This is a genomic window from Methylocapsa sp. S129 (assembly GCF_009765995.1).
GTDB lineage: Bacteria > Pseudomonadota > Alphaproteobacteria > Rhizobiales > Beijerinckiaceae > Roseiarcus.
In genome coordinates, this window is sequence record NZ_LMUI01000011.1 from 335,093 (window position 1) to 354,836 (window position 19,744).

Consider the following 19,744-nt stretch of genomic DNA (forward strand, 5'->3'; position numbering starts at 1 on the left):
CTAAGTCCAACGGCCAACCCGCCGAAGACTCTCAGATCATCCCCTCACGCGAAAGGTGGGATCAAAACATCGCTTACATATTGTTCACGGGCACAACCGATTCGACGACGGACCATTGTTGCTTCCGAACCGCACCGACCTGGACACTGGAGCCTGTGATACCGGACGTCTGGTTGTCGGCGTCTTTGATGATGCGTTACCCGGCGGCCCCATCGATCTCATCGAGAACATGTTGAGCGACGAGTGAGGTCAGCCTGCAAAGGCCTCCCGATGTTTTTCGACAGATCTTGCATGAGGCCGGAGACGATTATTATATCGCTTCAAAGTCGCTGGTGGGCCGGGCAGGACTCGAACCTGCAACCAGACCGTTATGAGCGGCCGGCTCTAACCATTGAGCTACCGGCCCGGAGCCGATGCAACCGGGAGCCGCATTAAACGCAAAAGCGTTCGCGGCGCAATGCCCCGCGTCGCCAGAACCTCTCTGTTTTTCGGCACTTAATTGTCCAGGAAGCTACGCAGTTTGCGCGACCGGCTCGGGTGCTTCAGTTTGCGCAAGGCCTTCGCCTCGATCTGGCGAATGCGCTCTCTGGTCACCGAGAATTGCTGGCCGACTTCCTCCAGCGTGTGATCGGTGTTCATGCCAATGCCAAAGCGCATGCGCAGTACGCGCTCCTCACGCGGCGTCAGCGACGCCAGAACGCGCGTCGTCGTCTCGCGCAGGTTCGACTGGATCGCCGCGTCGATCGGCAGAATCGCGTTCTTGTCTTCGATGAAATCGCCGAGGTGGCTGTCCTCTTCGTCGCCGATCGGCGTTTCCAGCGAAATCGGCTCCTTCGCGATTTTGAGAACCTTGCGCACTTTCTCGAGCGGCATGGCGAGTTTTTCGGCCAATTCTTCGGGCGTCGGCTCGCGGCCGATTTCGTGCAGCATCTGGCGCGAGGTGCGCACGATTTTGTTGATCGTCTCGATCATATGCACGGGAATGCGAATCGTGCGCGCCTGATCGGCGATCGAACGTGTGATCGCTTGGCGAATCCACCAGGTGGCGTAGGTCGAGAATTTGTAGCCGCGTCGGTATTCGAATTTATCGACCGCCTTCATCAGGCCGATATTGCCCTCCTGAATGAGATCGAGGAATTGCAGGCCGCGATTGGTGTATTTTTTGGCGATGGAGATCACCAGACGCAAATTGGCCTCGACCATTTCCTTCTTGGCCTGGCGCGCCTCGCGCTCGCCCTTCTGCACCATTTGAACGAGCTTGCGGAATTCCTGAATCTCAAGGCCGGTCTCGGTCGCCAGAGCCTGGATGTCGGAACGCAGATCCTTGATCTGGTTCTTGTCCTTGGCGATGAAATCCTTCCAGCCGCGCGTGCCCAGCTTGGAGACGCGGAGCAGCCATTTGGGATCGAGTTCCGAATTCTGGTAGTTTTTCAGAAAATCCTCGCGCGAAACGCGATGGCGTTCGGCAAGCCGCATCAATTTGACGTCGAGGCCGATCAGCCGCTTGTTGATGTCGTAAAGCTGCTCGACCAGCGCATCGATGCGGTTCTGGTTGAGAGACAGCGATTTGACGTCGGCGACGATATCCTTCTTCAGCGATTTGTACTTGCGCTCCTGCGCCGGCGACAAAGTCTCATTCTTGAGCTTGTTCTCGACATTCTGGTCCTGCAGGCGGCGCAATTTCTTGTAGGCGTCGGCGACGCGGTCGAAGGTCTCGAGCACTTTGGGCTTGAGTTCGGCTTCCATCGCCGAAAGCGATACGGAATTTTCCATATCGTCTTCGTCGTCGAAATTCTCGGACGCTGGCGACGCTTCGCCATCGAAACCGGCGGGCGGCGTTTGCGGCGCGGTCGCAGGGGCGCGCTCCCGCTGCTGGGCGGCGAGCGCTTCGGCGGCGCCCGGCGCAGTCATATCGATCTTAGGCGCCTTCTTGCCGTCCGGGCCGGCATAAGTGGCCTCAAGGTCTATGATGTCGCGCAGCAGAATCTTGGCGTCGTTGAGTTCGTCGCGCCAGATGATGATGGCCTGGAAGGTGAGCGGGCTTTCGCACAATCCAGCGATCATCGCCTCGCGGCCCGCCTCGATGCGCTTGGCGATGGCGATTTCACCCTCGCGGGAGAGAAGCTCGACCGAGCCCATTTCGCGCAGATACATGCGCACGGGATCGTCGGTGCGCTCGGCGGGTTCCGAGCTTCGGGTCGCAACGGCCGTCGGGCGCGCGGTCTCGGCGACCTCGCCGCCTTCGGACTCCTCCTCTTCGGAGCCCTCCGTGCTCTCCTTTTCGGCCTCTTCGGCGTCTTCATTGTCGACGACGTTGATGCCCATTTCATTCAGCATCGAGTTCATATCCTCGATCTGATCCGAAGATATTTCTTCGGAGGGCAGCACCGCGTTCAATTCCTCATGGGTCACCCAGCCGCGCTTCTTGGCGATCTTGATCATGCGCTTGACGGCGGCATCGGTAAGATCGAGCAACGGGCTGTCCACGGTCTCCACGACAGCGGCCTCGCCTTCGACTTTCTGCTCGTCTTTTTTCGCCATATGCTCTACTCCGTCGGTTCCACGCCGAAACGCGAATTTGTCAATAAGGGTCAATCGGCGGCCGATCCGCTGTCAACGCATCGCGGGCTCGATGGTTCACCGCGCAAGGAGAGCGGCGGGCGCATCGTTCTGTCTCATTTCCAGGGAAAAGTGGACTCACATTTTCCAGAAATGCGCGATTGATTCGTCAACCCCAAAATCGGCCATAGCCCCTAACCCTTCGTTAACCGTGAGTCCATGGGCTGGCAGGGCGACGATCAAACAGGGGGCGCTTTCCGGCCGGAAAGCGCGCCAAATCCTTCAATAGCCGCTTCCGCATTGGCCAAATCGGCCAGATTTTCCTTGATATCGCGTAATCTGCCGAAGCTCTGCTCGTTGATTTCAGGGTTGGCGTCGGTCGCCAGCGCTTTCTCCGCTAATTTCAATTCCTTATTTAGCGCCCGCGCCTTGCGATGCAAGGCCAGCGTCTGACGTAAAACCTGATCCGCGTCCGAAGAATCCGCCTCCGGGCGTAAACACCACCAAACGGGCATTTGCGAGGCCAGCCGAAGGATGCGATCGCGCTCCTCCATAAGCGCCGCCTCCAGCGCCTCAACGCGCGCGGGCGATTCCAGCGCCAGGGCCAGAAACTGGTCGCGAAAAGCGGCCAGGGTTCGATTGGACAGGTCGAGCGCGGCGATTTCTTCGATATGGCGCTCCATCAGGTCGGGGTGATTGATGACGATCGCCAGGATGACAATGTCCCTGGGTGCGTCCTTTGGCCTGCCCATGAGCCCCTGCCTTTTTGGCAACGGTTGGCCGGCCAGGCCAAGCCGCGGGCCCTGATTGGCGAAATTGGGCCGCCATCCGCTCCTGCCGCCGCCCCCTCGGGGCTCCCACTTTCGTGGGGCTGCGGCGGGTTTGCCCGAGCCTAAGAAGGTCGACAGGCGCGCCTCCATATCCTCCTGATAATGGCGACGAAGCGTCTCGTCGGCGATCGTCCTGGTCAATTCCCGCAACCGCCGCTCCAGCGCCGCGCGCCGCTCAGGCGTATCGAAACGCTGCCCCTCCGTCTCGCGCAGGAACAGCATTTCGGCCAGCGGCTTTGCCGCCGCAATGACCTGCGCGATCGCCGCTTCGCCCTCGGATCGGGCGAGATCGTCCGGGTCCTGCCCTTCGGGCAGCCGTGCAAAGCGCAAGGTCTTGCCCGGGCCAATCAACGGGAGCGCCATGTCAATAGCGCGGAACGCCGCTTTCTGGCCTGCTTTGTCTCCGTCAAAACACAGGATCGGTTCGGCGGCCATGCGCCACAACAATTCGCACTGCTCGCTGGTGAGCGCCGTGCCAAGCGGGGCGACGGTGTTGGGATAGCCGACCTGCGACATAGCGATGACGTCGACATAGCCTTCGACGACGATCGCCTCGCCCGTGTCATGCGCGGCCTTACGGGCGCGATGATGGTTGAAGAGGACGGAGCTCTTATGAAAAAGCCCGGTTTCGGGGGAATTGAGATATTTCGGCTTGACGCTCGAGTCCATCGCGCGCCCACCAAACGCGATGACGCGGCCGGAACGATCATGGATCGGAAACATCACGCGATCGCGGAAGCGATCATAGGGGACCGCGATATCCTCGCCATGCACCAGCAGTCCGCAGGCGATCATATCCTCCGCGCTGACGCCTTTGGCCGCCAAAGCGTCGCGCAACGTAAAGCGATCGGGCGGCGCATAGCCTAGCGAAAACTCCCGCTGGACATTGGCGTCGAGCCGCCGGTCGGCAAGATAGCCCCGCGCCTTGGCGCCAGCCTTCTCTTGAAGCGTGCGTTCGAAAAACTGGGCCGCGAGAACCATGACCTCGTGCAGCGAGGAGCGCTTTTTCTCCTGCTCCTGGCTTTCCTGCGAGTGGACAGGCATGGGCAGGCCAGCCATCCCGGCTAGGCGTTCGACCGCCTCGGGAAAACTCAGGCCTTCTGTCTCCATCAGGAAGTCGAAGGCGTCGCCATGCTTGCTCGACGAGAAATCGTGATAGAAGCCCTTCTGATCGTTGACAAAAAAAGAAGGCGTCTTCTCGGCGTTGAACGGCGACAGGCCCGCCCATTCGCGCCCTTGCTTCTTCAATTTGACGCGCTGCCCCACCACCTCCGAGACCGGCAGGCGCGCGCGTATTTCATCGAGGAAGGCGGGCGGGAACTTCATTGAAGCCTCTGGTCATAGATCGGCGCTGATCGGCGCCGAGGCAAGGGGAAAGGCCTGCTTCTCCCCGCCTTCCACAAGAGCGCCGTCGATTCAACCCGCCTCGGCGCCCATGAGCTTGCGCGCATCCGCGGCGCTGAGCGGCTGGCCAAAAGCAAAGCCTTGGGCAAACTCACAGCCAAGCTGCGATAATTCGACGGCGTCCGATTCCGTCTCCGCGCCCTCCGCGACAACGTCCATTCCCAGATCATGAGCCATCGCGATGACGGATCGCAAAATGACCGGACGGGCGCCGACGGCGTTCTGGCGAACCAGCGATTGGTCGATCTTGAGCGTGTCGAAATGATAGCGCTGGAGATGGCCGAGCGAGGAATAGCCGGTTCCAAAATCGTCGAGCGAGAGCCCGGCGCCGATCTCGCGGATTCGCTGGAGCATCTGCGCCGCGAATTCCGGGTTCTCCATGACGAGGCTTTCGGTCAGCTCCAGTTTCAATGTGCCGCGTAGAACAAAGCTTCGATTGAGCGTCGCCTGCACATCCTTCAACAGATCGTGCCGCAGCAATTGGCGCGACGAGACGTTGATGCTCGCAAAGATTGGCGGTTCGACCTCCAGCGCCTTCTGCCAGGCGGAGAGTTCGCGCGCGGTTTGTTGCATCGCAAAAATACCGAGGTCGACGACAAGGCCGGTCTCCTCGGCCACGGGCATGAAATCGGCCGCGCTCAAGAGTCCGAGCCTAGGATGCTGCCAGCGCAACACCGCTTCAAACCCCGCGACGGTGCGATCCTCCAACCGCACGATCGGTTGGAAAAAAACCTTGATTTCCCCCCGATCCAGAGCGCGGCGCAGGTCGCCCTCAAGGGAGGGGCGATCGGAACGTTGAGCGCGCATCGCCGGCTCGAAATAGGCGGCGTGATTGCCGCCGTTTTTCTTGGCGTTGACCATGGCGATCTCCGCGTCCTTGAGAAGCTCGCTGCCTTTGCTGGGAAGCTGAGGATCGAACAGAGCGGCGCCGATTGACACGGTAAGCGCCACTTCCCTTTCGCCAAAGCTGATCGGGGTGGCCAGATTATTGCGGATGGTTTCGGCGATTTCGTCGATTTGGCCGGCGCTGTCGTCCATCATGACGATGGCGCCAAATTGATCGCCGGCGAGGCGCGCCAGCGTGTCGCCCGGCGCCAGATTGCGGGCGAGGCGCCGCGCGACCGTCAGAAGAACCGAATCGCCGAATGAAAGGCCGATGGCTTCATTGATTTGCTTGAAGCGGTCGATATCGATCACCAGCACCGCGGGGCGCGAAGCGCCCGGCTTTCGCGCGGCGACCAGCGCTGTATCCAATCTGTCGAAGAACAATTCCCTGTTGGGCAGGCCGGTCAGATTGTCATGCACCGCGTCATGCAGCATGCGCTCTTCGGCGGTCTTGATCTCGGTGACGTCGGACAAAGCGCCGATCACGCGAACGACCTCGCCTTCCGCATTGACCACCGGACGCGCTTTCATGACGAACCAGAAATAGTGGCCATCGGCGGCGCGCAGTCGAATATCGTGGTTGATGCGGCCGCAGCGCTGCTGCAAGAGGCCGTCGAGGGCCGCCTTGTACCGGTCGCGATCCATCGGGTGAAGGACATCAAGCCAGGACGCGGCGGGGCCCTCCAGCGCGCCGCGCTTAAGGCCAAGCTGGCCTTCAATCTCCGAGCCGACGTGGATCTGGTCGAGATCGACATCCCAATCGAATATCGCGTCGCCGCAACCGGTCATCGCCAATGCGCGTCGCTCGGCGTCGGCGCCGCGGACATTCGACACGTTCGATCCCGAAAAGGCGTTTTGCATCACCGTGAAGCCGATCAGCATGACGATCAGCACCAGACCGCCAATCAACCCGGGCGCGGCGAGGTCATTGGTGAATGTCCCCATAACCGTGAAGCTGGCGCCGGCGACCCAAACGAGCAGCAGGAACCACGTTGGAATCAACATGACGGCGCGATCGGATCCGCGCGCCGCCATGTTGAGAATGAGAATAAATCCGACGCCGGCGACGGTTGCGATAGAAATGCGGGCGACGCCGGCGGCGATCGGCGCATTGTAGATCGACAGCGCGACGACCGCCGCCATCAGCAAAAGCCATACGGCGGCGATATGCGAATAGCGCACATGCCAGCGCCGCAGATTGAGATAGGCGAACAGAAAAATGATCAGTGTGGCGCCGAGCGTCGCCTCCACCCCGGCGCGCCATATGCGTTCAGCCTCGTCCTCGAAGCCGAATATTTTGCGCCAGAAGCCGAAATCGATGCAGACATAGGCCAGCACCGTCCAAGCCAGCGCGGCGGCGGCCGGAAAGATCAATGCGCCTCTGACGACAAAAACAATCGTCAGAAACAGAGCCAGCAGGCCGGCTATGCCAATGACGATTCCCTGATACAGGGTCAGGCTGGTCGCCTTTTCCTTGAAAGCGTCTGGCTCCCAGAGATAGATTTGCGGCAGGTTCGGCGTCCGCAACTCCGCGACGTACGTGACCGTCGTGCCAGGGTCCAGCGTCAACCGGAAAACGTCGGAATCCACCCTGTCGTCCCGCTCGGGGGGATTGCCCTCGCTCGCGGTAATGGTCGTGATGCGCGTTGAGCCGAGATCGGGCCATATCACGCCGGAACCGACAAGTCGGTAGTGGGGCGCAACGATCAGGCGCACCAATTGCTCGTCCGAATCGTTGGTCAGGGCGAAAACAATCCAGGACGGCTGGCCGCCCGCCTCCAGCGCGCTGACCTCGATGCGGCGCACGATGCCGTCGGCGCCAGGCGCGGTCGAAACCTGAATGCGGTCCCCCTGCGCGCTGTAATGTTCAACCGCGCCGGTGAGATCGATTGCGTCGGCATCGACCGGGACGCGTACCGATTGCACCGCGAAGGCGGATTGGCAGCCGATGCCGATGCAGAAAAGCAGCGCGGCAAGGCGAAGCAAGCGATGCAATGGTTTACCTTCGTCCTTTGCGCGGCGCGTCGTCTTGCTTGGCGGCGTCCTCAATGAAGAACGCTCCGCCCCTCCCTGCTGAACAGGCGCCCGGGGACTGGTAGCGTCTTGGCGCCTGAGGGGCAAGCCGCGATCAGCCAACGTTTGGCCCCCGCAGCGCCTGACCGCGCGCGGCGTCGCCTTCCAAAAGGCCGAACAGATAATGATCCCGCCACACGCCGTCGATGCACAAATAGGCGCGGGCGAAACCTTCGCGTTGAAAGCCGTTGCGCTCCAGCAAAGTCGCCGAGGCGATATTGCTGGGGATGCAGGCCGCCTCCAGACGATGGAGACGCAAGGTCGAAAATCCAAAGGCGACGGCGACGGCGACCGCCCGCGTCATATGGCCCTTGCCGGCATGGGGGGCGCCCATCCAATAGCCAAGCGAGGCCGCCTGCGCGACGCCGCGCCTGATCCCCCCGATCGTGATGCCGCCCAACAAGATATTTGAGCGGTCCTCGAAAATGAGGAAGGCGAAAGATTCGTCGCGCGCGATCTCCTCGGCCTGGCGCCGCAGGCGGCGACGGAAAGCACCGCGCGTGAGGTCGTCGGACGGCCAAGTCGGCTCCCAGGGCGTCAGAAATTCGCGGCTGTTCTCGCGTAGATTTGACCAGGCCGGATAGTCGTCGCTTTGGGCTGGGCGCAGATAGAGCCCTTCGCCGCGCAGGAGCGGGGCGGGATCGACGGCTCTGGTGATGCGGAATAGAGCCATGCCGCCCTCAAATTCCGGCCAGGCGACGGGCGACGCGCGCCTGGTCCAAGACTTTGCCGGTACGGCCGATCGCCGCGACGGTGGGGGTCGACCCGAGCATCGCCGCGCCCGCCGCGCGAACATCCGCGACATTCAGCCTTTCGATGCGCGCGATCATTTCTTGTGTGCTGAGAGGCCGTCCGTAGACGAGAATCTGGCGCGCGACCTGCTGCGCGCGGGCGCCCGACGATTCAAGCGCGGTCAGCAAGGACACTTTCATCTGCGCTTTGGCGCGCTGAATCTCTTCTTCGCTCAGCGTCGCTGCGGCCTCGGCGAGGCAGTCGAGCGCCGCGGCCATCAACTCGCCGGCGTCCTTGGGCGAGGTTCCCGCATAAAATCCCATGAGCCCGACATCCGAATAGGCCCAATGAAACGAATAGATCGAATAGGCGAGGCCGCGCTTTTCGCGCACTTCCTGAAACAGTCGCGACGACATGCCGCCGCCGGCCGCCGCGGCGAAAACATGCGCCGCGTCATGGTCGTCGGCATGAACCGCGCGCCCTTCGAATCCGACGACGATATGGGTTTGCCCAAGAGGCTTCTTCAGTAGAATCTCGCCCCCGCGGTAGGATGCGGGCGATGCGGCTGGCGATTCCTTGCGGCCAAGGGACTCAAAGCGCCTGGCGCTGATCTCGACGATTTCAGCATGCGCGACGGCGCCGGCGCCCGCCACAATCGTGGCGCCAGCCTGATAATGGTGGCGCAGATAGCCATCGATCGCGTTGCGGTCGAAGGCGCTGACGCGTTCGCGCGTGCCTAGAATCGGGCGCCCGATTGGCTGTTCGGGCCATGCCGCCGAAGTGAACAGATCGAAAATGAGATCGTCGGGCGCATCTTCGACGGCGCCGATCTCTTGCAGGATCACGCCCTTCTCGCGCTCCAGCTCGCCGGCGTCGAATTGGCTCTCGGTGAGAATGTCGGCGAGAATATCGAGCGCGAGCCCGGCGTCCTCGCCGAGCACACGCGCGAGATAGGCCGTCTGCTCGACGCTGGTCTCGGCATTGAGGTCGCCGCCGGCGTTCTCGATCTCCTCGGCGATGTCGCGTGCGCTGCGCCGGCGCGTGCCTTTGAAAGCCATATGCTCGAGCAAATGCGACAATCCATGCTCGTGCGTGCGCTCATGCCGCGATCCGGCGCCGACAAAAACGCCGAACGAAGCTGTCTTGAGATGGGGCATCGCGTCGGTGACGACGCGAAGACCGGACGCAAGCGTGGTGATTTCGACGCTCATGCCTGAGCCCGCTCACGGATGAAACGCTCGACGGCGCCCCGATCGTTGGGCAGAACGGTGAAGCGCTCCTGGCGGCTCATCAGATCGGCCAGATGAGGCGGCAGAGGTGGACGGACCTTGATCGCCCGTTCGACCGCGTCGGGGAATTTGGCGGGATGGGCTGTGCTCAGAACGATCATCGGAACCCGTCGATCACGCGCCAGCGCGCGGCGCGCGGCGTGAACCGCGACAGCCGTGTGGGGATCGAGGACATAGCCGCTTTCGCGATAAACGCGCGCCATTTCCTGCACACAACTCGCTTCGTCGGTCGTAAAGGCGTCGAACTCGTCGCGTATGGCTTTCAAGGGGCCGGGCGCAATCGAAAACCTCCCCGATTGCGCGAACCCCGCCATCAGCGCGCGCAGCGCCGAGGCGTCGCGGCCATAAGCCTCGAACAGCAGACGCTCGAAATTGGAGGAGATCTGAATGTCCATCGAAGGCGATTGCGTCGCAACGACGCCGCGCGTCTCATAGACGCCGCTGGCCAGCATTCTTGCGAGGATATCGTTCTCGTTGGTCGCAATCACCAACCGCTCGATGGGCAAACCCATCTTCTTGGCGCAAAACCCGGCGAATATGTCGCCGAAATTACCGGTCGGAACCGTGAAGGACACGCGCCGTGCAGGCGCGCCGAGGCTCACAGCGCTCGTGAAATAATAGACGATCTGGGCGACGATGCGCGCCCAGTTGATCGAATTGACGCCCGATAGCGCAACCGCGTCGCGGAAGGCCAGGTCGTTGAACAGGCCTTTAAGAATGGTCTGACAATCGTCAAAATTGCCCTCAAGAGCGATCGCATGCACGTTGGGCCTGTCGACCGTCGTCATTTGCCGACGCTGCACATCCGACACCCGTCCGTGCGGATAGAGGATGAATATGTCCGACTGCGATTGACCGCCAAAAGCCTCGATCGCCGCCGCCCCGGTATCGCCCGAAGTGGCGCCGACGATCGTGGCTCGCGCGCCGCGCTTTTGCAGCACATGGTTCATGAGCCGGCCGAGCCATTGCATGGCGAAATCCTTGAACGCCAGCGTCGGGCCATGAAACAATTCAAGCACATAGAGATTGTCGTCGATCTGAACCAATGGCGCCTTCGCCGGGTGGCGAAAGCCCGCATAGGTCTCCTGCGCCATGGCGGCGAGTTCACCCTCGCTCAGGGCGCCGTCCGTGAAGGGCAGCACCACTCTTGTGGCGGCTTCCGCATAGGGGAGACCCGCGAGAGCGCCAATCGCCGCTGGCTCCATCGTCGGCATGACTTGGGGAACATACAGGCCGCCATCCCTGGCGAGGCCGGCTAAAAGCGCGTCGGAAAAGCCGAGTTTCGGCGCCTCTCCGCGCGTCGAGAGATAGGGCACGTCTGATATTTCCTTAAAAAATGCGCGCGTGGTCTAACGCATTTCTCGTCAAAGTGAAACCGCCGCGCCAAAAGGATAAAAAATACGGCCAAACAAAGACCTACGCTCGCCGTCTGCGGTTCCGCTATCGCTGACAGGCCGGGCAATAGAAGGTCGAACGACCCGATTGCACGACCCGGACAATCGTCCCCGCGCAAGGCGCGCGGCGGCAGGCGGCGCCCTCCTTGCCGTAAACGAGGAAGGAATGCTGGAAATAGCCAAGCGCACCGTCCGTCTGGCGATGATCGCGCAATGTCGAGCCGCCGGCCGCGACGGCCTCTTCCAGAACCGCGCGTATCGCCGCGGCGAGCCGCTTGGCTTTGGCTGTCGGCCTGCCCCCGGGACCTGCGATCGCCGCGGCTTCATGCAGCGGCGACAAACCCGCCCGGTGCAAGGCTTCGCAGACATAGATATTGCCGAGACCTGCGACGAGGCTTTGATCCAGCAGCGCGCTCTTCAGAGGCGATTTTCGGCCGACGAACAGCCGCGCCAGGACCGAAGAATCAAAATCGGACCCGAGCGGCTCGACGCCAAGCCGGGAAAACAACGGATGCGCCGCCAACTTGTCCGTCCGCGCGAGCTGCATGAAACCGAAGCGGCGGGGATCATTGTAGGTGATGCGCGCCCCGCTCGCGAGGTGGAAGACGACATGATCATGAGCAGCGATCTTCGAGCGCTCGAAATGGAAGGCCCCCGGCGTTTCCTCATCTTCGCGCTCGATGCGAAAAGAGCCGGACATGCCAAGGTGCATGATGAGCGTCTCTCCACTGTCGAGGGCGCCGAGAATATATTTTGCGCGTCGTGACAGGCTCTCGACCCGCCGGCCGACAAGACGCTCGACGAAGCGCTCGGGGAAGGGAAAGCGCAGGTTTGCCCGGCGCTGCTCGATCGCGTCGATCTTCTCATTGACCAGGACCGGCGCCAGACCCAGGCGCACCGTCTCGACCTCAGGCATTTCAGGCATCGGCATGACTCTGGATGACCGCGAGGAACGCCGCGCCGTATTTCTGCAGCTTGGCGATTCCGACGCCATGGATGGCGGCGAGCTCTTCAAGATTTCGCGGCCGGCGCGCCGCCATTTCGATCAGCGTGCGGTCGGGAAAGATGACATAGGCGGGCTGATGCTGGCGATGCGCCAGATCGGTCCGCAGCGCCTTCAGCGCGTTGAGAATGTCGGCGTCGGCATCGCCTGGCGACGCGAAAGCCTCGCCGCGGCGGCGCGGTTTTTTCGAAACGACGTCTTCGCGCAGCGAAAACGTCTCCTGTCCGCGCAGGACTTTTTGCCCCTCCTCCGTCACAACGAGGCGATCTCGGTCCGAAGGATCGTGCGCGATCAGTTTCGCTGAAAGCAATTGGCGCAGAACGCCGCGCCAGTCGGCGGGCGTACGCTCGCGCCCCACCCCGAAAGTCTTCAGGCTGTCATGGCCGTATTGGCGCACCGCATCGGTCGCCTTGCCCGCGAGGATATTGCCCAGATGCCCGAAGAAGAAGCGTCCCGATGTGCGCAGGACGGCCGACATCGCCTTTTGCGCATCGAGCCGCCCATCGATGAGGCGCACGCCGCCCTCGCAGACGTCGCAATGGCCGCAAGGTTCGGCCTCCTCGCCAAACAGCCCGAGCAGGACCTGGCGGCGGCAACGCGCGGATTCGCATAACGAGACGAGATCGTCGAGCTTCTTCTCTTCGACGCGTTTGCGCGCGTCCGGCGCGTCGCCTTCGGCGATCTGCCGGCGGCGCAGCGCGATGTCGCCCGCGCCATAAAGCGTGAATGTGTCAGCGGGCAGGCCGTCGCGCCCCGCGCGTCCGATCTCCTGGTAATAGGCTTCGACCGAGGAGGGCATATCGGCGTGAAAGACAAAGCGCACGTCCGGTTTGTCGATGCCCATGCCGAAAGCAATCGTGGCGCAGACGATCACGCCGTCATTCTGGAGAAATTCGTCCTGGTTTCGCGCCCTCGCCTGATGGTCGAGGCCGGCGTGATAGGGCAGCGCACGTCGCCCCTGGCGCGAGAACTCTTCCGCCAGTTCTTCGGTGCGCCGTCGCGACGCGCAATAGATAATGCCGCTTTCACCCTTGTGCGCCTCCAGCCGATCAGCGAGTTGACGCGTCGCATTGGCTTTGGGCCGCATGGCGAGAAACAGGTTCGGCCGATCGAAGGAGCGCACGAAGATGCGCGGACGGCGGGTGAACAAACGCGCGACAATGTCGGCGCGCGTCGGTCCATCGGCAGTCGCCGTAACCGCGATCGTCTGGACGCCGCCGAGCGCTTCGGCGACGTCGCGCAGGCGCATATATTCGGGTCTGAAATCATGCCCCCATTGCGAGACGCAATGGGCTTCGTCGATCGCGAAAAGGTCGATTTTGGCGTTTCTGAGCAGCGCGATCATATCGTCGCGCACCAGCCGCTCGGGGGCGACATACAGCAAACGCAGCGAGCGATCGCGCAAGGCTTCGGCGACGCGCCGGCGTTCGTTGACGTCGGAAGCCGAATTCAGCGCCGCCGCCGATATGCCAAGTTCGCGCAATTGGGCGACCTGATCGCGCATCAGCGCGATCAGCGGAGAGACCACCAGCGCAAGCCCTTCGCGCGCCATCGCCGGCAGTTGATAGCATAAGGACTTGCCGCTGCCGGTCGGCATGACGGCCAGCACGTCTTCGCCGCGCAGCGTCGCCCCGATGATTTCCTCCTGGCCGGGACGAAAGCCGGGAAAGCCGAACACGCGGCCTAGTTCGGCGCGGGCTTTATCGAGAAGCGGGGCGCCCGTCATGCTTTGACTCCCCATGAGGGATCAAAAACCGGCGTCCATTGAACATCTTCGATCCGCTCGGCGCCGCAGGTCAGCATGACGAGACGGTCAAGCCCGAGCGCGGCGCCGCTCGCGGCGGGCATATGATCGAGCGCGGCGAGAAAATCCTCATCGATCGGATAAGTCTCGCCGTAAACGCGTTGTTTTTCAGACATTTCCTCCTCGAACCGCCGCCGCTGTTCGGCGGAATCGGTCAATTCGCCAAAGGCGTTGGCGAGTTCGACGCCGCAGGCGTAAAGTTCGAAGCGATCCGCCAGGCGACAATCGCGAGCGTTGACGCGCGCCAAAGCCGCCTCGCGGGCGGGATATTCGCAAAGCACGGTCGCACGCCCAAGCCCCAGCGCCGGCTCGATTTTTTCGCTCAATATCCGGCTGAAAATATCGGACCAATTGTCGTCCGGGGCGACCCGCAGGCCCGCAGCCACGGCTTGCGCCGCGATCCTGGCCCGATCAGCCGTCCCACCATCCATCGTCAGGCTCTCAAAGAGATCGATGCCGGCATGGCGCAAGAAGGCGTCCCTGACGCTGAGCCGCTCGGGTTGGACGAAAGGATCGGCGTCGCGCCCGCGAAAACGTAGATTTCGCGCCCCCGCCTCGCCGGCCGCGATGGCGATGATTTCCGCGCAATCGTCCATCAAAGCTTCGTAGTCGGCGCCGGCGCGATACCATTCGAGCATGGTGAATTCGGGCGCATGCAAAGCGCCACGTTCGCGGTTCCGGAAGACTCTCGAAAACGCGAAGATGCGTTCCTCGCCCGCCGCCAGCAACTTTTTCATCGCAAATTCCGGCGACGTGTGCAGAAAAGCCTTTCCGGCCGCGCCGTCCGAACCGATGATTTCCGTCGCAAATCCGTGCAGATGCGCCTCATTGCCCGGCGAGGCCTGCAATATGGCCGGTTCGACCTCGACAAAGCCCTGGCGCTCGAAATAATGCCGCAACGCGCCGATGATGCGCGCGCGCGCCAGCAGTCGCGGACGGCGATCGGCGTGGCGATCTTTCGACCAGTATGGGGAAGGCGGTTTCAAAGCGGGCAATCTATCCAGGCGACGCCTTTTGACCGCGCGGAACAATCCGTCTGGCCTTTGGCGGCAAAATCGGTATGTTGCCCGCCGCAATAGCGCAAGCGCGCGATCGGCGCGTTTTTCAGGCGGTCGCCGCAGACTCTATCTAAGGACCCAAGACGTGAAAGTCATCGCAAGCTCGATCCGAAAAGGCAATATCATCGAGCGGGAGGGCGGTCAGCTCTGCGTCGTTCTATCGGCCGAAAGCTTTCATCCCGGCAAGGGCACGCCCACGACGCAGATCGACATGCGGCGCATTTCCGACGGCGTGAAGGTGACGGATCGATTCAAGACGACTGAACAGGTCGAGCGCGCCTTCGTCGAGGACCGCAATTTCAGTTATCTCTATTCCGACGCCGATGGTCATCATTTCATGAATGATGAGAGCTTCGACCAGATGCAGGTGGCGACCGACGTTATCGGCGACCAGGGGCAATGGTTGCAGGAGGGCATGAAGGTTATCCTGTCGATTTTCAACGACACGGCCGTGGCGATTCAATTGCCGCCCCGCGTGACGCTGGAAGTCATGGAGACAGAACCGGCGATGAAGGGCCAGACCGCCTCTTCTTCCTATAAGCCGGCCAAACTTTCCAATGGCGCGCGGGCGATGGTGCCCCCGCATGTTTCCGCCGGCACGCGCGTCGTCATCCAGACCGAGGACGGCTCTTACGTCGAGCGCGCGAAAGACTGAGATTTTCGGACCGCGAAGGCCCGCTGCGTCGCATATTGGCAATCCAAGGGAGACGAATAATGCAACTGGGCATGATCGGGCTGGGGCGGATGGGCGCCAATATCGTGCGTCGGCTCATGCGCAACAATCATTCCTGCAGCGTTTATGATCGCGATCCGGCGCCGGGCAAGGCGCTGGCCGCAGAGGGCGCTCATTTCGCTGGCTCCCTCCAGGATCTTGTGGCCTCCCTCGAAACGCCGCGCGCCGTGTGGGTCATGCTGCCCGCCGGCGCGCCGACCGAACAGACGATCACAGCCCTGACGCCTCTGCTTGCCGCCGGCGACGTCATCATCGATGGCGGCAATACGTTCTGGCAGGATGACGTTCGGCGCGGCGCGACGCTCGCCGAAAAAGGCCTTCATTATATCGATGTCGGCACCAGCGGCGGCGTCTGGGGGCTGGAGCGCGGCTATTGCATGATGATCGGCGGCGACGAAAAAGTCGTGCGGCGGCTCGATCCCTTGTTCAAGGCCTTGGCGCCCGGCCGTGGCGACGTTTCGCAAACGCCGAACCGCGAGGGGCGCGATCCGCGCGTCGAAGAAGGCTATCTGCATGCCGGGCCTTGCGGCGCCGGCCATTTCGTCAAAATGGTCCATAATGGCGTCGAATACGGCATGATGCAGTCCTACGCCGAAGGCTTCGATATCCTGCGCCATGCCGACAGCGAGGCGCTCAAACCCGAGCATCGCTTCTCTCTGGATCTGGCCGATATTTCGGAAGTCTGGCGGCGCGGCAGCGTGATTACGTCATGGCTGCTCGATTTGACCGCCTCGGCGCTGGCGCATGAGGGCGGCCTCGATTCGTATTCCGGCTTTGTCGAAGATTCGGGCGAGGGTCGCTGGACGATCATGGCGGCGATTGAGGAGGCGGTGCCAGCCGAGGTTTTATCGGCGGCGCTCTATACGCGTTTCCGTTCGCGCCAAAGCCACACTTTCGCGGAGAAAATCATCTCCGCCATGCGCAAGGGTTTCGGCGGTCATATCGAGCCGACAGCCAACAAGGGATAGGCGCCTAATAAAAGCCGACCGGAAAATATTTGAGGTAGAGTTCGGCGTAGATTCCGCGCGCCGCCAAGCGGGCGAGTGCCCAATCCAATGCGCGGCGCAGCGTCGTGTCCTCCTTGCGCAGCGCGATGCCGACGCCTTCGCCAAAAAACCGGCTCTCGGTATAAGCGCCGCCCTTGAACGCACAGCAATCGTCCGACGCGGCGCCGTTGAGCCATATCGCCAACGACAGGCCGTCGCCGAACAGAGCGTCGATCGAACCCTTACGCAATGCTTCATACAGGGCTGCGGCGTCGGGATAGGTCTTCTGAATTATCCCGGGAAAGAACCCATCGAGAAAGGCCCTATGGGCCGAGCCCGCGATAACGCCGATCGTCTTGCCGGCCAAGGTCGCAGGCGTTGCGTCGCGAAGGGGCGAGTCCTTACGCACGACGAAACGGGCAGGCGTTCGATAATAAGGTTGGGTGAAGTCGATTTTGCCGCGCGTCGCCGGCGTCGCGGCGATCGACGCGATAATGGCGTCTCCTTTACCTTCGAGCAGCGAATCGACGATCGTGTCCCAACGGCGCGCCTGAATGGTGCAGCCCACCTGCAATTCCTCACAGACGGCCCGGGCGATTTCGACGTTGAAACCCGCGAGCGAACCGTCCGCCAAAGCGAAATTGAGCGGTGGATAGTCGTCGTCGGTGAGGAAACGGATGGCGCGAAGTCCCGATAGATCGGGCCGCTCGCGTTGAAGGCCCGGATCCCAGAAGCTTGGCGTCGCGACACGTGCGTCCTGCGCGTTTGCCGCCGCGACCAAAAAGAAGATCGCCATCAGCGCGAACAAAAAATTGGAAAAATGCGGTCGACGCATGATGAAGAGATTGCCTTGTTGATGCGGGGCGCAGCCAGTCGATTTGGCACTCTAACCCCGGTCGCATTTTTCGATCAATTTTACTTTCTGCACTTTACGGTTGTGGGATATTTCAGTAATCCTTCGATTATCGTTTGTTGCCTGTAGAAATTTTGTCGGCGTCCCGCGTGACAGCTTTCGACCCGCAAGCCCCGTTTGCAACGCCTGACTGGGCTCCGGCGAAGTGGTCGCGTACGCCAATAGGGCGCAGCGACCGCCGTTCGCCAGGCGAGAATCGAGACATCGTCCCGATCGAAATCGCATTTTTGGCCGATTATGGCGTGCCGCGCGCCTCATTGCTCGCCGCGACGCAGGCGGCTGTCCGCTGCGGCGTTTCGGCCGATCAAGCCTTGCTCGGCGAAGGTTACCTGCGCGAAGATGATTTCTACCGGTTGCTCGCTCAGCGCGTGGGGCTCGCGTACTATCGCGGCGAGATCGCAATCGCCGAATGCCTCAATCCCGCCGAGGCCGCGACGCGCGGAAGCGTGCGATTGGCGCCAAACCCCGAGGGATTGAGCGCCGTCGTGGCGCCGCGCGGCAGGGCTGTGGCGGCCCTGCTCGCGGCTTCCGCCGCCGGGCGTTCGCCGACCTATTACGCCATCGCCGCGCCGCAACGATTGGGCGCCATCGTTCGGCGTCAAATGGCTCGCCAATTGGCCGAGAACGCCGCCGGCGCCCTCGCTGGGGTGGATCCAACGCTCTCCGCCCACTCGATCTTTTCCAACGGCCGATTGGCATGCGCCACTCTCCTGGCGCTTTGCGTGATTTTCGTCGGAGCGCTTTGGTCCGCGGAATTCCGTGTGTTTTGCGCGATCGCCCTCTGGCTCGCTTTCGGCGCGGCCGCCGCGTTGCGCCTTGTCGCCGCGGCAAAGCCAGCGCCGACCGAGGCGCCGCCGCCGCTGAACGACTTCGATCTGCCTCTCTACTCGATCATCGCCCCCCTCTATCGCGAGGCGAAGATTGTCACGCAGCTCATCGGCGCCATCGACGCAATCGACTATCCAAAATCCAAGCTCGACATCAAAATCGTCGTAGAACGCGACGATCTGGAAACGCTGACCGCGCTTGCGAAAATGAGGCTTCCCTCGCGTTATGACGTCATTGTCGCGCCGCCTGGGGCCCCCGCCACCAAGCCGCGCGCGCTAAACGTCGCACTCCCGTTCGCTCGCGGCGATCTGATCGTCATCTATGACGCCGAGGACGCGCCCGCCCCCAACCAATTGCGCCGGGCCGCCGCCCGCTTTGCGCGAGACAAAAGCATCGATTGCTTGCAGGCTCGTCTCGCGATCTTCAATGTCGACGACTTCTGGATGGCCAAGCTTTTCGCAATCGAATACGCGGCGCTGTTCGACGTCGTCAATCCCGGCCTCGCCGTGCTCGGCGCTCCCATCGCCCTTGGAGGGACGTCCAATCACTTCCGCTGGCAAACGCTGCGCCACACGGGAAGCTGGGACGCGTGGAACGTGACCGAGGACGCCGATCTCGGTCTGCGCCTCGCCCGCTTCGCGCGCCGCGTGGCCACGATCGACTCGGACACCTATGAGGAGGCGCCGTCCAATCTCAAAAATTGGTTCGGGCAGCGCCGTCGCTGGCTCAAAGGCTGGCTACAGACCCTTGCGGTTCATTTGCGCAATCCGCGCCGCCTACTTGGCCAGTTGGGCTGGATGCGCACTTTGGCGGCGTTGGCGTTGATGCTCGGCCCGGTGCTCGGCGGCCTGTTGGGTCCCGCGCTTCTTGGCTATTCGCTGTGGCGCTGCCTGAACGGCGAACTGTTCATGATGCGGTCGATCCTCCAGGTCATTGGCGCCGCGCTGACGCTGTTGTTGCTGGTCGCGGGACTTGGCGCGATCCTCGTTCCGATCATGCTGGCCCTGCGCCGCAGACGCCTCTTGCGGCTCTGCCTATGTCTCCCGTTGCTCCCCCTCTACTATTGCCTGGTCTCTGTCGCCGCCTGGGCGGCGCTGGTAGATCTTGCGTGGCGGCCCTTTCACTGGTGGAAGACGGAGCACGGACTGGCGCGCACGTCCATTCGGGAATCCGGTGATGGGAAGGTGCTTCATTAGAGGCAAAAATCGCGAACGACAGTCTCGACGATTGACTTGACGAAGCGTCTTTCTACT

At 62.2% G+C, this 19,744-nt stretch carries 13 protein-coding genes and 1 tRNA gene; 3 read left to right on the forward strand and 11 right to left on the reverse strand.

The window, feature by feature from the left end:
- Positions 1 to 330 precede the first annotated feature (330 nt).
- The 10 genes from GSQ90_RS04050 to epmA form a co-directional block, all read right to left on the reverse strand.
- Positions 331 to 406, reverse strand: a tRNA-Ile gene (locus GSQ90_RS04050).
- Between the two features lie 89 nt (positions 407 to 495).
- A complete protein-coding gene (rpoD, locus tag GSQ90_RS04055) occupies positions 496 to 2,541 on the reverse strand; it encodes an RNA polymerase sigma factor RpoD (RefSeq protein ID WP_158813524.1) in 2,046 nt (681 codons plus the stop codon).
- A 257-nt stretch (positions 2,542 to 2,798) separates the two neighbouring features.
- Positions 2,799 to 4,715, reverse strand: a complete 1,917-nt coding sequence (dnaG, locus tag GSQ90_RS04060) for a DNA primase (protein ID WP_158813525.1) — start codon at positions 4,713 to 4,715, stop codon at positions 2,799 to 2,801.
- 90 nt (positions 4,716 to 4,805) lie between these two features.
- Complete coding sequence (locus GSQ90_RS04065; RefSeq protein ID WP_158813526.1) at positions 4,806 to 7,673, reverse strand: sensor domain-containing phosphodiesterase; 2,868 nt, start codon at positions 7,671 to 7,673, stop codon at positions 4,806 to 4,808.
- Between the two features lie 133 nt (positions 7,674 to 7,806).
- Positions 7,807 to 8,424, reverse strand: a complete 618-nt coding sequence (locus GSQ90_RS04070; RefSeq protein WP_158813527.1) for a GNAT family N-acetyltransferase — start codon at positions 8,422 to 8,424, stop codon at positions 7,807 to 7,809.
- Positions 8,425 to 8,431: 7 nt separating this feature from the next.
- A complete protein-coding gene (locus GSQ90_RS04075) occupies positions 8,432 to 9,694 on the reverse strand; it encodes a pitrilysin family protein (RefSeq protein WP_158813528.1) in 1,263 nt (420 codons plus the stop codon).
- Positions 9,691 to 11,088 carry a threonine synthase gene (gene thrC, locus GSQ90_RS04080; RefSeq protein ID WP_158813529.1) on the reverse strand — a complete coding sequence of 466 codons (1,398 nt, stop codon included), beginning with the start codon at positions 11,086 to 11,088 and terminating at the stop codon, positions 9,691 to 9,693. The genes GSQ90_RS04075 and thrC overlap by 4 nt, the downstream gene beginning before the upstream one ends.
- A 124-nt stretch (positions 11,089 to 11,212) precedes the next feature.
- Positions 11,213 to 12,091 (reverse strand): bifunctional DNA-formamidopyrimidine glycosylase/DNA-(apurinic or apyrimidinic site) lyase, encoded by an 879-nt coding sequence (mutM, locus tag GSQ90_RS04085; protein ID WP_158813530.1) that lies wholly within the window; start codon positions 12,089 to 12,091, stop codon positions 11,213 to 11,215.
- Positions 12,084 to 13,895: a DNA helicase RecQ gene (gene recQ / locus GSQ90_RS04090; protein WP_158813531.1), complete on the reverse strand. Its 1,812-nt coding sequence runs from the start codon at positions 13,893 to 13,895 to the stop codon at positions 12,084 to 12,086. Before recQ ends, mutM begins: the two co-directional genes overlap by 8 nt.
- Positions 13,892 to 14,959, reverse strand: a complete 1,068-nt coding sequence (gene epmA / locus GSQ90_RS04095; protein WP_158813532.1) for an EF-P lysine aminoacylase EpmA — start codon at positions 14,957 to 14,959, stop codon at positions 13,892 to 13,894. The genes recQ and epmA overlap by 4 nt, the downstream gene beginning before the upstream one ends.
- 157 nt (positions 14,960 to 15,116) lie before the next feature.
- On the opposite strand from epmA, the gene efp reads away from it, so the two are divergent.
- Positions 15,117 to 15,686, forward strand: a complete 570-nt coding sequence (efp, locus tag GSQ90_RS04100; protein ID WP_158813533.1) for an elongation factor P — start codon at positions 15,117 to 15,119, stop codon at positions 15,684 to 15,686.
- A gap of 59 nt (positions 15,687 to 15,745) precedes the next feature.
- Positions 15,746 to 16,732: a phosphogluconate dehydrogenase (NAD(+)-dependent, decarboxylating) gene (gnd, locus tag GSQ90_RS04105; RefSeq protein ID WP_158813534.1), complete on the forward strand. Its 987-nt coding sequence runs from the start codon at positions 15,746 to 15,748 to the stop codon at positions 16,730 to 16,732.
- A gap of 4 nt (positions 16,733 to 16,736) precedes the next feature.
- Here the strand turns inward: gnd and GSQ90_RS04110 are convergent, their stop codons facing one another.
- Positions 16,737 to 17,585 carry a transporter substrate-binding domain-containing protein gene (locus GSQ90_RS04110; protein ID WP_246731396.1) on the reverse strand — a complete coding sequence of 283 codons (849 nt, stop codon included), beginning with the start codon at positions 17,583 to 17,585 and terminating at the stop codon, positions 16,737 to 16,739.
- A 305-nt stretch (positions 17,586 to 17,890) separates the two neighbouring features.
- Here GSQ90_RS04110 and GSQ90_RS04115 point away from each other — a divergent pair, with 305 nt between their 5' ends.
- A complete protein-coding gene (locus GSQ90_RS04115; RefSeq protein WP_158813535.1) occupies positions 17,891 to 19,687 on the forward strand; it encodes a glycosyltransferase family 2 protein in 1,797 nt (598 codons plus the stop codon).
- Positions 19,688 to 19,744: the final 57 nt, after the last annotated feature.